This window comes from Moraxella sp. CTOTU49803 (genome assembly GCF_032097965.1).
Classification (GTDB): Bacteria; Pseudomonadota; Gammaproteobacteria; order Pseudomonadales; family Moraxellaceae; genus Faucicola; species Faucicola tetraodonis.
On the sequence record NZ_DAMCJP010000010.1, the window covers coordinates 1 to 12,559 of the forward strand.

Genomic DNA, 12,559 nt, shown 5'->3' on the forward strand with positions numbered 1-12,559 from the left:
CGTGTCCGTGTCTTTCAATCATCTCTTCAAAGGTGTGGATATTGCCGACACGCACTAAGTGATACAACTCTTGGCGAGAGTAAGCGAAATGCCCGCAGATGTGATTTTTGACTTCAATACCACGTTTTTTGAGTTCAGATACTAACGTATCTTTGACGATTTGGGCACAACCGCCACAGCCTGTACTGGCCTTAGTGCAGATCTTGATGTCTTCATAAGTCATGGCCCCATTGTCCACGGCTGCGCAGATTTGACCTTTACTAACGTTATAGCACGAGCATAGCGTTGCGCTATCGGGCAGATTCTCTACGCCCATAACAGGCTTTTCGACATTCGGTAAAATCAAACTTTCAGGTTGTAGTGGCAAATCAATACCGTTTAAAAACAACTGCAGCAGATTGCTATAATCTTCCGTATCACCCACAAGTACCGCACCCAGCAAGCGTTTGCCATCGTCCGAGGTGACTAACTTTTTATACACGCCTGTTTTTGGGTTTTGGTAGACAAAGCTTAAACTGTCTTTGATTTTGCCATGGGCATCGCCAATACTGCCGACATCGACGCCCATGAGTTTAAGTTTGGTACTCATGTCCGCACCGTCAAATAGGCTGTCATGCTCGCCTGCCAGTTGTGACGCACACACGCTTGCCATAGTGTAGCCTGGGGCGACTAGCCCATAAATTTTATTGTCCCACAACGCACATTCACCAATGGCATACACGTCTGGCACGCTGGTTTGGCAAGTGTCGTTGATAACGATACCACCACGCTCACCCAGCTTGAGTCCAGAGCTGCGAGCAAGACTGTCTTGAGGGCGAATCCCTGCGCTAAACAAAATCAAATCAGTATCAAGTAGCGTACCATCGGCAAATTGCATGGTTAAAAAACTGGCGTCATCGTCATGGTTATCGATGATTTTTTGGGTGTTTTTGCCTGTCAAAACGGTGACGCCCAAGTCTTCGATTTTCTTTTTCAGCAACTCACCACCTGCAGTGTCAAGCTGAACGCCCATCAATTGTGGGGCAAACTCGACTACATAGGTGGTTAAACCCAGTGTCACTAAGGCTTTGGCGGCTTCTAATCCCAATAAACCACCGCCCACAACCACGCCACGCTGTACTCGAGAATTGGCGGCGGTGGCGATGATGGCGTCTAAGTCATCAATAGTGCGATACACATGGCAGTGGGCATGGTCATTGCCCTGTACGGGGGGTACGAACGGATACGAGCCTGTTGCTAGCACCAATTTTTCAAATTCTAAGGTGTTGCCCTTGCTGGTGATAAGGGTTTTGGTTTGCGCATCAAAACTTGCGACGCCTTCACCCAAATGCAAAGTAATGCCCGCTTGCTCATAGTTTGCCAAATCCACTAAATTAAGCTGACTGGCGTCTTTGTGTTCAAAGTAACTGGATAAATAGACACGGTCATATGCTGGGCGTTTTTCTGCACTAAATACATGAATTTGATAAATTTGGTGCAAGTTTTTTTCAATCGCTTTTTCGATAAAGTGATGACCGACCATGCCATTACCGATGACGATAAGATTTTTCATGCTTTGTCCTTGATTTAACGCTGGTTTATTCTTCATAAAGCCATCATGATATTAAATGGCTATAGATTAAAATTTTGGAAATAGTGAATTAGAAGTTAGTTGCTTTCGATTTAGCAGTCCCTTAAAAGCAATCTTGCGAAATGCTTCTAAGGGATTTATTAGGGGTAATTACATTCTTAAAAATGGTGATAAAAACTATGCAATGCGTTTGGTTAAGCTTTTATTCACTGTAGTATTATCCATGGCAACTAAACTACGTTTTGCACCTGTTTTATAGTGAGTTGCATAAAGGGTTAAGCCAGTAAAGGTAATGCCACCAACTAAGTTACCAAGTGCTGTTGGGATTTCATTCCAAACTAAGTAGTCCATGATAGAGAAGTTGCCACCCATAATTAAACCAAATGGGAATAAAAACATATTTACCACTGAATGCTCAAACCCCATAAAGAAGAACAACATGATAGGCATCCACATCGCGATAACTTTGCCTGAAACGCTACTTGATACCATGGCACCAACAACTCCCATTGAGACCATCCAATTACATAAAACCCCGCGTAAAAAAATAGTAAGCCAACCTGAGACACCATATTTAGCATAGCCAAGAGTACGGGCTTCACCAATATGAGCAATCTTGTCACCTACAGGTCCAGCAGGTGTATTGAAGCCATAGGTAAAAACAAAAGCCATAATAACTGCGACAGTGAGTGCGCCTGCAAAGTTACCCAAGAATACCCAACCCCAGTTTCGAAGGATTTTATTGACCGTGACGCCTGAACGTTTATCAAGTAGGGCTAGAGGAGTTAACATAAATACGCCCGTTAAGAGATCGAAACCCATTAAATACAACATGCAGAAACCGACTGGAAATAATAACGCTCCTAATAGAGGTACCCCTGTTTGTGTGGCTACTGTGACGGCAAATACTGCTGCCAATGCTAAAATAGCACCAGCCATGTAAGATCGAATCAATGTATCGCGTAAAGACATGGTTAGTTTTGATTCACCCGAATCAACCATTTTAGTGACAAACTCTTTTGGGGATAGATAAGACATACCAAAACTCCAACATAACTGAGAAAAATAGAATTCACTAAACTCACTTTGCAATCATTAATTAATAATTACAAAACAGTGGATGCAACTGGTGTGCCAAATTAAAATGTATAGCTAGAATACTTATTAAATAATTGATTAAAATATTGAATTAAAAGTAAATATATTTTTTTAATATTTTCATAAAATTTATATAAAAGGATTAATTTAAAGATTAATATTTAGAATTATTACTTAATTTTTTAAAATATAATCAATCTAATCTTGTGCATCCATATCTTTTTGGTGCAACTTATCAATGATGTTTCATCAAATTTTCAATAATTTCCCCATAACTTTTCGGTAGTTTAGAATTACGGTATTTAGAACGTAAACTCATTTGGCATGGCTTTTGCTTAACTAAATTTGAAGACTTTTTCTTCATAAATCGCTTATACAGTTAAATGACATAAATTGCTTTACCTAATTTAGCAGGAGACTATGATGATTAAAAATCGCCTAGAAGTAACAGAAAAAATTATTGCCACCAAAGTTTCTAAAGGTCTGACCTGGGAAAAAGTTGCTAAAGAAGTGGGACTTAGCAAAGAATGGGTTACTGCCGCTTGCTTAGGTCAAATGACCTTAAATGATGAACAAGCAAATAAAGTAGGTGACTTATTTAATTTAAATGAAAATGAGATAAAGTGGTTAAAGGTTGTGCCTTATAAAGGTAGCTTGTCAACAGCGGTGCCTTCTGATCCATTGATTTACCGCTTATATGAAGTGATTAGTGTGTATGGTTTAACAATAAAAGAGTTAATTCATGAAGAATTTGGCGATGGGATTATGAGTGCGATTGATTTTTCGATGGACATTCAACGTGAAAACAATCCTGCAGGAGACCGCGTCAAGATCCTGTTATCAGGAAAGTTTTTACCTTATAAAACTTTTTAATTGATTAAAGACCTTTGCACAAACCAGCGACCTTCTATCGACACCAATTTCAAACTCAACTAAAAACTGGAATTGGTGTTAAAAGATAGAAAACGTCACCGAATTGGCATAAAAATCTCCTAAATTACAGTTAATTAACGTCTATTGGCTAACATTACCAACCAATTGTAGTGGTCAACTAATTTTGGACAGATAGTAGTTACTCAAAAATACTCGATAAAATCCCTTACCGTCCTATTTTTTTCCGTTTTCTGTGCTAATCCCTTAAATATCAAAAATTAAACACGTCGTAGTCGCATGTGCATACACTTTACCATCTATCCCAACAATTCTTCCTTCAGCAACCTGTAGTGGCATAATAAACCAAGACAGTTAATAAGAGATTATAATACCTTAAGTAGAGGAATAATCTCATGACAAAAGTTAGAAATCAATACTCAGCAGAATTTAAACTTGAACTCATCAAATTGATTGAAGAACAAGGGCAAAAAGTACCCGATGTTGCCAGTCAATACAATGTTGGCAAATCAACTTTGGAAAAATGGCTACAACGATACCGTGCAGAACAATCAGGCAAACCATTAGCCACAGGTAGAGCTATCACACCCGAACAACAAGAAATCCAACGACTGAAAAAAGAGAATGCCCAGTTAAGGTTGGAGCGAGATATTTTAAAAAAGGCATCCGCTCTATTGGCACAAGACAGTCTCGGATTTCGCTAATAGAGCAAACGGCTAAATCTGAACCCAAAATCAGTAAAGTAAGACTGTGTCAGCTATTTGATATACCAAGGAGCACTCATTACACCCTAAAAAAGCCTAAACTGCCCAGCTTGGAGCAATTGAATCTAAGAGTCTGGGTAAAACAAGCCTTTGAAGCCTCAAAAGGTTCAGCAGGAGCTAGAAACATAGCCCAAATTGTTAGTAGCAAATATCAGATTAAACTAAGTCGTTACAAAGCTCGGAAAATCATGCAGGAACAGGGACTAGTCAGTCGTCAACGAACCAAACACCCTTACAAACACGCTGACAAACCTCACCGCATTCACGATAATGTACTGAATCGTGACTTTGCCCCAACTGCTCCAAATCAAGTGTGGACAGGCGATGTTACTTATATTCGCACCAAAGCATGTTTTTGCTATTTAGCAGTAGTAATTGACTTATTCTCTCGCAATATCGTGGGATTTGCGATGAGCGACAGTCCTGATAGCAGATTGACAGTGGAAGCTCTCAAAATGGCTTACACAGTTCGATTGAATCCACAAAATGTGTTATTTCATTCTGATCAAGGTACGCATTACACCAGTCGTACTTACGCCGAAGCGGTGGCAAGATGTGCGGGTATGAAACACAGTATGAGTCGTCGTGGTAATTGTTGGTATAATGCACCAACGGAGCGATTCTTTAGAAGTTTTAAGACAGAGTGGATGCCATTAAATGGCTATGATGATTTAGCTCAAGCAAGAATTGATGTGGCAAGTTATATAATCGGTTACTATAGCCAAATTAGACCCCATAGTTTTAATAATTATTTAACACCAGTCGAGAAAGAAAAGCAATTTTTTAGTGAAAATCTCTTAGATACTGTCTAATATTAGTTGACCACTACAGATTGCTTTTGATTAAGTAATTGCACAATCTTTAATCGGGTGGGGTCGCTTAACGCCTTAAGAAAATCTGATTTATTCATATATTTACATATCCGAATATATAGTTTATGATATATCCGATTTTATCATTAATGATAGGGTGTAGGCTATGAAATTTTTACTGTTTCTAGGTAGTGTAAGAGAAAGCACACCGCCTAGACCTGCTCGCTTGGGCTATCGTGTGGCATTGGCTTGTGAACAATATCTACGCATGGCTTACCCCGATATTGAAATTGAGCTGATAGACCCATTAGACCCTATAATTAAGCCCGTCTTTGAACAAGCCGTTTTTAAATCTCAATTTTCCTATGCTCAAGGTAAAGCCCCTGTTGGCTTAGAACAGTTGGCTGAAAAGATTAGCCTTGCGGACGGGTATGTAATGATTAGCCCCGAATACAATCATTCCCTTAGCCCTGCGTTGGCTCATTTGCTCAATCATTTTGGTAGTTCTCGCTTTGCATTTAAACCAAGTGCGATTGTGACCTATTCGGCAGGGCAATGGGGTGGTATGAGGGCAGGGGTGGGTATGCGAACGTTTTTAGCAGAGTTGGGCTGTTTGTCTGTGTCGGCTATGGTGCATTTGCCCCACGCTCAAAATGTATTTGATGAACAAGGGCAGTTTTTACCTAATGTGGACGTAAACGCTTGGCAAGGTTATTTTGGGCGGACGTTTAGTCAGTTGGTTTGGTGGGCGACTGCGACTAAAAATCACCGTCAAAACGTCAATCCAAACGATATTGTACCGCCATTTTTGACAAATCCAAGTGAGCGTAATGCCCCAAATTGATAGGTTTTTACATGTGGTTAGCCATTAGTTTATTTATTATCACGCTGATTTTGGTGATTTGGCAACCCAAAGGCTTAGGCATTGGCTGGACTGCCAGTATCGGGGCGGGATTGGCGTTGCTACTGGGCGTAATTACGCTTGCCGATATTCCTGTGGTTTGGGATATCGTGTGGAACGCAACTTTTGCTTTTATTGCGATTATCATTATTAGCCTGTTACTAGATGAAGCAGGGTTTTTTCGCTATATCGCCTTGCACGTTGCAAGATTAGCAAAAGGTAGCGGTAATCGATTGTTTGCGTTTATTGTGCTACTTGGGGCGGTGGTATCGGCATTGTTTGCCAATGATGGTGTGGCTTTGATATTAACACCCATTGTCATTGCGATTTTAACCACGTTACGCTTTTCCCCTGCGACTACCCTTGCTTCTATTATGACAGCAGGGTTTATCGCTGATACCGCTAGTATTCCGCTCGTGGTGTCTAATTTGGTAAATATTGTGTCGGCTGACTTTTTTAAAATCCCTTTTACCGATTATGCCAAAGTGATGATACCAGTAAACGTGGTAGCGGTTGTCACCTCATTATTGGTATTGTATGGGTTTTATCATAAAGACATTCCTACGGTTTATGCGTTGGATTTAATCGAAAACTCACAATCAGCTATCGTGGATAAAAATACCTTTATCATGGGTTGGGTGGTGTTGGCGTTACTTTTGTTGGGTTTTTTTGTGCTTGAGCCTATAGGTGTACCCATTAGCTTCATTGCAGGGGTTGGAGCTTTGGTGTTGGTTGTGGTAGCGAAAATGGGTAAAAAAATAACGGTGCTACCGATTGTCAAAAATGCCCCGTGGCAAGTGGTGATATTTTCATTGGGTATGTATTTGGTGGTGTATGGTTTAAAAAATGCAGGGCTGACCGATTATTTAGCTCATGAGTTAAGCCAACTCGCTAATCATGGCATGATGACAGCTACAGTAGCAACAGGGTTATTATCGGCAGGGCTTTCATCTGTAATGAATAATATGCCAACGGTGCTAATTCAAGCTTTAGCGATTGATGAGGCGACTATCCATGATCCCATGATAAAGCAGGCCATGATTTATGCCAATGTAATAGGCTGTGATTTAGGCACAAAGATTACGCCGATTGGCTCGCTTGCAACGTTGCTGTGGTTGCACGTGTTAGCTAGTAAAAATATCACCGTAAGTTGGGGTTATTATATTAAAGTCGGTATTATTTTAACCTTGCCTGTATTGGTAGCAACTTTGGTGGCATTGGCAGTTTGGTTGCCGATTGTTCAATAAAATAAAAAGGAAAATTGATGAACCAAAATACCCTAAATGACCCAACCACACCGCAACTGGATAATATACATTTTCATGCCCCTGTGGTGGCAGATTTTAATTTAAACCTATCAACCACACCCCCTAAAATCCTACTGTTATACGGCTCATTGCGTGAAACCTCTTACAGTCGTAAAGTAGTTGAGGAATCGGCTAGAATTCTTAGCAAAATGGGGGTAGAAACCAAAATCTTTGACCCTAGCGGTTTGCCATTGGTAGATGATACCGCAACCAACCCACAAGGGACGGAACACCCCAAAGTCAAAGAATTGCATGAGTTGGTAAACTGGTGTGAGGGCATGGTTTGGTGTAGCCCCGAACGGCATGGGGCAATGACAGGCATTATGAAAACCCAAATTGACTGGATTCCGCTATCGATTGGGGCAGTTCGTCCAACCCAAGGTAAAACCCTCGCCATTATGCAGGTGTCGGGCGGTTCACAATCGTTTAATGCGGTCAATCAATTACGGATTTTGGGACGGTGGATGCGAATGCTCACCATTCCTAACCAATCATCAGTCGCAAAGGCATTTTTAGAATTTGACGATAATGGGCGAATGAATCCGTCAAGCTATTATCAGCGTATTGTTGATGTGCTAGAGGAATTAATGAAATTTACCCTACTGACACGGGATAATAAAGATTACTTGGTAAATCGCTATTCGGAACGGATAGAAAGTGCCGAAGCATTAATGAAACGAGTAAATCAAAATCAACTTTAATAAGGATAAGACCATGCAACATATCACCATTTACCACAACCCAAACTGCGGTACCTCACGCAATACCCTTGCTTTTATTAAACATCAAGGCATTGAGCCAACGGTTATTCACTATTTGGAAAATCCGCCTACCGAGCCAACCCTGCGTGATTTGATTGCCAAAATGGGGATTACGCCTAGGCAATTACTGCGGGTCAATGTTGAACCATTTTCCGAACGTGGGTTAGATAACCCTAATTTGACTGATGATGACATTATCCAAGCCATGTTAGCCGAGCCAATCTTAATCAACCGCCCAATCGTGGTAGCTGAAAATGGCAAAAAGCAAGGGGTTAAGCTGTGCCGTCCGTCTGAGGTGGTGCTAGATTTGATTGATATGCCTTTAACTCAAACTTTTGTCAAGGAAGACGGGGAAAAGATTGAGCCGAAATCTTAAGTAAGAATTGGCAGTAAGCTGTCCTATTATGAGCTACATATAGATACCCAAGTATTATATGTTACCTCTACCGTATTGCCTCTAGCTCTGTCGTAGATAGTTTAATTCCTTCTTCTATTAAAGTGGGTGCGAATTGTAATGAATGAATTACTTTGCACTTATCGACAGAATCTTGTTGACAATTGCTCATTGTGTGTAATAAGGCTCGAATAGTTTGTAATTGCTGTATTTTTTGTTCAATCTGTGCCAAATGGCTAGCAACTAGCTTATCCGCTATCACACAGCTTTGGTTGGGATTTTGCTTAAGTTGATTAAAAGCCTTAATTTCTTGCATTGTAAAACCTAATGAACGACAGGTTTTAATAAATTCTAATTGTTCAATGGCATGCTGGTTAAAATAGCGGTACGCATTTTCGCCTCGACTGGCTTTATTTATCGCCCCAATTTTCTCATAGTAACGGATAGTTTCGATATTAATCCCTGTTTTTTTACTTAACTCGCTGATTTTAAATATAGACATAAGTGACCTTTTCGTATGACTTGGATTATTATTACTTGACCCTGTAGTGACTACAGGGTTTATAGTAACAGGTAATCTTTAATAAAACCATTAGAAAGGTGTCGTATGTCAAAAAATTGTTGCTGTACCGACGAGGAAGAAAAAATCATAACCGCTAGCCATGGCAACCATGAGGGTCACAGTAATGAAGATGGGCATGACCAGTCGCATGACACAGGTGACAAAACCACGTTTCAGCTTTTTTTACCAGCGATAATTGCCTTTGTGGTATTAGCCATTGGGCTAGTGCTTGACCATGTGATAAAACCTGTATGGTTCACGGAAATACCACGCTTTATTGTATATGCCATTGCTTATATTCCTGTGGGCTTTCCTGTGTTAAGAGAGGCTTTTGAAAGTATCAAGTCTGGCAATTGGTTTTCAGAATTTTTTCTGATGGGTATTGCGACCATTGGGGCATTTGCCATTGGCGAATACCCCGAGGGTGTTGCCGTCATGCTTTTTTATACTATAGGGGAAATCTTTCAAGCAATGGCAGTACAACGTGCAAAGGGAAATATCAAAGCTTTGCTTGACCAACGTCCTGATGAGGTCACCATCATTGAAAATAACCAACCCAGCATTGTTAAAGCTATATCCGTGGGTGTCGAACAAATTATTCAGCTAAAAGCAGGTGAAAAGCTAGCACTGGATGGGGTCTTACTTTCTGATACCGCTTCATTTAATACCTCGGCTTTGACAGGGGAAAGTAAACCCGATACCAAACGTCAAGGCGATGTGGTATTGGCAGGGATGATTAATTTACAAAATGTGGTGCAAATTAGAGTTACGACTGCTTATCAAGATTCCAAGCTGTCTAAAATTTTAGCCTTAGTGCAAGATGCGACCCGCCAAAAAGCCCCGACTGAGCTTTTTATCAGTAAGTTTGCCAAAATTTATACCCCGATAGTAGTTGCCTTAGCGATTGCTATTACCCTTGTACCCTATTTCTTTGTGGCTGATTATGTGTTTAGTAATTGGCTGTATCGGGCTTTGGTATTTTTAGTCATATCTTGCCCTTGTGCTTTGGTGATTTCGATTCCGCTTGGCTATTTTGGTGGTATTGGGGCAGGTAGCCGTAATGGAATTTTATTTAAGGGCAGTAATTTTTTAGATACCCTAGCGACCATTGACAATGTGGTGATGGATAAAACGGGAACGATGACTGAGGGGGTGTTCAAAGTCCAAGAGGTAAACATTGAGCCAGCCTTTGACCCAAATATGATGCTAGGCTATCTAAATGCTATAGAAAGCAAATCTACGCATCCCATAGCTACCGCAGTCCACGAGTATGTTGGGCAAGTCGATAGCACGATTGCCCTAGACAATGTGCAGGAGATTGCGGGGTATGGTTTAACCGCTAGTATCAAGGGGCAATCTTTTTTAGCAGGAAATGCAAAATTATTGGATAAATTTAATATTCAATATCCTAGCGAAGTGGCTCAAAGTATTGATACTGTCATCGTTATGGCGTATGCAGGGCAATATGTGGGCTTTCTTACCATTGCCGACCAAATCAAAGCAGATGCTTCTCATGCCGTTGATACCTTAAAACAGCTTGGGGTCACGACTACAATGTTAAGTGGTGATAAAACCGCCGTAGTAAAGTCAGTCGCCGACAAGTTACACATTGAACGTTATTTCGGTGATTTATTGCCTGAAGATAAAGTAACCCACTTAAAAACTATCAAAGACCAACCTTCTAATAAAGCCAATAAAAAACAAACCGTGGCATTTGTGGGAGATGGAGTGAATGATGCTCCTGTCGTCGCTTTAAGTGATGTGGGTATTGCTATGGGAGGCTTGGGCAGTGATGCCACAATTGAAACCGCTGACGTGGTCATTCAAGATGATAAACCATCAAAAATTCCAATGGCGATTAATATTGGCAAACAAACCCGTAAAATTGTTTGGCAAAATATTACCTTGGCATTTGTGGTCAAAGCTATTGTATTAATATTGGGTGCTGGCGGTGTGGCGACGATGTGGGAGGCAGTATTTGCTGATGTGGGTGTGGCTTTATTAGCCATTATCAATGCCATGCGAATTCAACGTATGGACTTTGTGGATAAACGCTAATGTGGTATATCCATTTAATTATTTAATCAAAATTTTAACTAAAAATGGCTACTCGTCTATAAGGAATTTTTCATGAAAAAAACTACACTTACCCTAGTGACTACGCTACTTGCTCTTTCAGCCACGTTGGTTGCTTGTGGACAACAAACCACCACTAATTCAAATAATAGCCAAACTCCCACTACAACTAATGCCCAATCTACACCACAAGGCGAATCTGATACTATTACTGCCAAGCAAGTCGCTACAGATACCTTAGTACGCTCGCATTCACCTATTATTGGTAAGGTAGATGCCCCTGTAACTATAGTAGAGTTTTTTGACCCTTCATGTGAGGCGTGTCGGGCAATGAATCCGTATGTTAAACAAATCATCAATGAGCATAATGGTAAGGTAAGGCTGGTGCTACGTTACACCTTATTTCATAAAGGCTCTGAACAAGTGGCTCGTATTTTAGAAACTGCCAAAGAACAGGGTATATACGAACCAGTTTTAGCAGCGGTATTTGAAGCCCAACCGCAGTGGCATGACGACGAAACAGTTAAAGCGGCTTGGCAAGCGGCTATCAAGGCTGGGCTTGATGAACAAAAAGCTCGTGCCAGTATGAATAGTGATAAAATTAACCAAGTACTGAAACAAGACATGGACGATGCCAAAACTATTAAAATCTCAGGTACACCGACTTACTATGTCAATGGCAAGTTGCTAACTAAACTATCACCCGATGGGTTACAGGCAATGGTTGCCAATGAAGTCAAAACCACAGCCAAACCATAAAGAGTTCGTTAAGTCGTCATTTACCTAATACCTAAATTTATCGAGTTGTTATGCAGCCGTCGAAAAACACCTTAAGTGATATTAAAAATCCCCAAACTGCTTGGCTATGGTATGGCTTAAGTGCGTTGGTGGTTGGGATTGACCAACTTTCCAAGGTATATTTTGAAAATAACTTTCAGTTATACCAAACAGTATCGGTCATTGAGCCAATCTTTAACTTTACCCTAGCCCATAACTATGGAGCTGCCTTTAGCTTTCTTGCTGACCAAGGCGGTTGGCAACGTTTCTTTTTTAGTGGGTTAGCATTTGGCGTATGTGGATTTATTATTGTCTATTTAAGGCGTTTACCCCGTGATACAGGGGTGTTATCAGCAGGATTGGCATTGATAATGGCAGGGGCGTTAGGTAACTTGATGGATAGGGTGCGTTTAGGCTATGTGGTTGATTTTCTACATGTGCACTATGCGAATGTGTGGAACTTCCCGATTTTTAATTTGGCGGATGTGGCGATTAATCTTGGCGTAGTATTGGTATTGATAGATAGCTTTTTTTTGGAAGCTAAACGTCGAGAACCACCTATGATAGATGCTTAAATAATATCTATAAATTCAATTAAGCTACAAACCGAAAATACGAATCAAGATATGAGTTATAAGTGCCAGCA

The 12,559-nt window shown here is 40.6% G+C and carries 12 protein-coding genes; 9 read left to right on the forward strand and 3 right to left on the reverse strand.

Annotated elements, in window-relative coordinates; translation table 11 throughout:
* On the reverse strand, positions 1–1,552 hold a 1,552-nt coding region (gene nirB / locus RT422_RS09875), incomplete at its 3' end, for a nitrite reductase large subunit NirB (RefSeq protein ID WP_313422099.1).
* Positions 1,553–1,747: 195 nt separating this feature from the next.
* A complete protein-coding gene (locus tag RT422_RS09880) occupies positions 1,748–2,608 on the reverse strand; it encodes a formate/nitrite transporter family protein (RefSeq protein WP_313422100.1) in 861 nt (286 codons plus the stop codon).
* 483 nt (positions 2,609–3,091) lie between these two features.
* Here RT422_RS09880 and cynS point away from each other — a divergent pair, with 483 nt between their 5' ends.
* From cynS to arsC, 6 genes are all read left to right on the forward strand, one after another.
* Positions 3,092–3,541 (forward strand): cyanase, encoded by a 450-nt coding sequence (gene cynS / locus RT422_RS09885; RefSeq protein WP_313422121.1) that lies wholly within the window; start codon positions 3,092–3,094, stop codon positions 3,539–3,541.
* Between the two features lie 413 nt (positions 3,542–3,954).
* Positions 3,955–5,135 (forward strand): IS3 family transposase gene (locus tag RT422_RS09890; RefSeq protein ID WP_409520124.1). Its coding sequence is split into 2 segments (ribosomal slippage): positions 3,955–4,228 and positions 4,228–5,135, totalling 1,182 coding nucleotides; the frame shifts between segments, so codons are not numbered across the junction.
* 166 nt (positions 5,136–5,301) lie between these two features.
* A complete protein-coding gene (locus RT422_RS09895; protein ID WP_284035123.1) occupies positions 5,302–5,979 on the forward strand; it encodes an NADPH-dependent FMN reductase in 678 nt (225 codons plus the stop codon).
* A gap of 11 nt (positions 5,980–5,990) precedes the next feature.
* Positions 5,991–7,283 carry an arsenic transporter gene (locus RT422_RS09900; RefSeq protein WP_313422101.1) on the forward strand — a complete coding sequence of 431 codons (1,293 nt, stop codon included), beginning with the start codon at positions 5,991–5,993 and terminating at the stop codon, positions 7,281–7,283.
* A 17-nt stretch (positions 7,284–7,300) separates the two neighbouring features.
* Entirely contained in the window at positions 7,301–8,044 is a 744-nt protein-coding gene (arsH, locus tag RT422_RS09905) for an arsenical resistance protein ArsH (protein WP_050325866.1), read from the forward strand.
* Between the two features lie 13 nt (positions 8,045–8,057).
* The gene (gene arsC / locus RT422_RS09910; protein ID WP_050325867.1) at positions 8,058–8,480 is read left to right on the forward strand and encodes an arsenate reductase (glutaredoxin); all 423 of its coding nucleotides are present in this window, start codon (positions 8,058–8,060) and stop codon (positions 8,478–8,480) included.
* 67 nt (positions 8,481–8,547) lie between these two features.
* Here arsC and RT422_RS09915 read toward each other — a convergent pair whose 3' ends face one another.
* Positions 8,548–9,000, reverse strand: a complete 453-nt coding sequence (locus RT422_RS09915) for a MerR family transcriptional regulator (protein ID WP_036594787.1) — start codon at positions 8,998–9,000, stop codon at positions 8,548–8,550.
* A 105-nt stretch (positions 9,001–9,105) separates the two neighbouring features.
* Between RT422_RS09915 and RT422_RS09920 the strand changes: the two genes are divergently transcribed.
* The 3 genes from RT422_RS09920 (at position 9,106) to lspA (ending at position 12,488) form a co-directional block, all read left to right on the forward strand.
* Positions 9,106–11,118 (forward strand): heavy metal translocating P-type ATPase, encoded by a 2,013-nt coding sequence (locus RT422_RS09920; protein WP_007116051.1) that lies wholly within the window; start codon positions 9,106–9,108, stop codon positions 11,116–11,118.
* A 72-nt stretch (positions 11,119–11,190) separates the two neighbouring features.
* Positions 11,191–11,895, forward strand: a complete 705-nt coding sequence (locus RT422_RS09925; RefSeq protein WP_007116050.1) for a DsbA family protein — start codon at positions 11,191–11,193, stop codon at positions 11,893–11,895.
* Positions 11,896–11,945: 50 nt separating this feature from the next.
* Positions 11,946–12,488 (forward strand): signal peptidase II, encoded by a 543-nt coding sequence (gene lspA, locus RT422_RS09930; protein ID WP_007116049.1) that lies wholly within the window; start codon positions 11,946–11,948, stop codon positions 12,486–12,488.
* The last annotated feature ends 71 nt before the right edge of the window (positions 12,489–12,559 follow it).

Excerpts from the sequence above, each read along its gene's own strand:
- RT422_RS09880 (WP_313422100.1), bottom strand. The coding sequence starts at position 2,608 with ATGTCTTATCTATCCCCAAAAGAGTTTGTCACTAAAATGGTTGATTCG.
- cynS (WP_313422121.1), top strand. The coding sequence starts at position 3,092 with ATGATTAAAAATCGCCTAGAAGTAACAGAAAAAATTATTGCCACCAAA.
- RT422_RS09895 (WP_284035123.1), top strand. The coding sequence starts at position 5,302 with ATGAAATTTTTACTGTTTCTAGGTAGTGTAAGAGAAAGCACACCGCCT.
- RT422_RS09900 (WP_313422101.1), top strand. The coding sequence starts at position 5,991 with ATGTGGTTAGCCATTAGTTTATTTATTATCACGCTGATTTTGGTGATT.
- arsH (WP_050325866.1), top strand. The coding sequence starts at position 7,301 with ATGAACCAAAATACCCTAAATGACCCAACCACACCGCAACTGGATAAT.
- arsC (WP_050325867.1), top strand. The coding sequence starts at position 8,058 with ATGCAACATATCACCATTTACCACAACCCAAACTGCGGTACCTCACGC.
- RT422_RS09915 (WP_036594787.1), bottom strand. The coding sequence starts at position 9,000 with ATGTCTATATTTAAAATCAGCGAGTTAAGTAAAAAAACAGGGATTAAT.
- RT422_RS09920 (WP_007116051.1), top strand. The coding sequence starts at position 9,106 with ATGTCAAAAAATTGTTGCTGTACCGACGAGGAAGAAAAAATCATAACC.
- RT422_RS09925 (WP_007116050.1), top strand. The coding sequence starts at position 11,191 with ATGAAAAAAACTACACTTACCCTAGTGACTACGCTACTTGCTCTTTCA.
- lspA (WP_007116049.1), top strand. The coding sequence starts at position 11,946 with ATGCAGCCGTCGAAAAACACCTTAAGTGATATTAAAAATCCCCAAACT.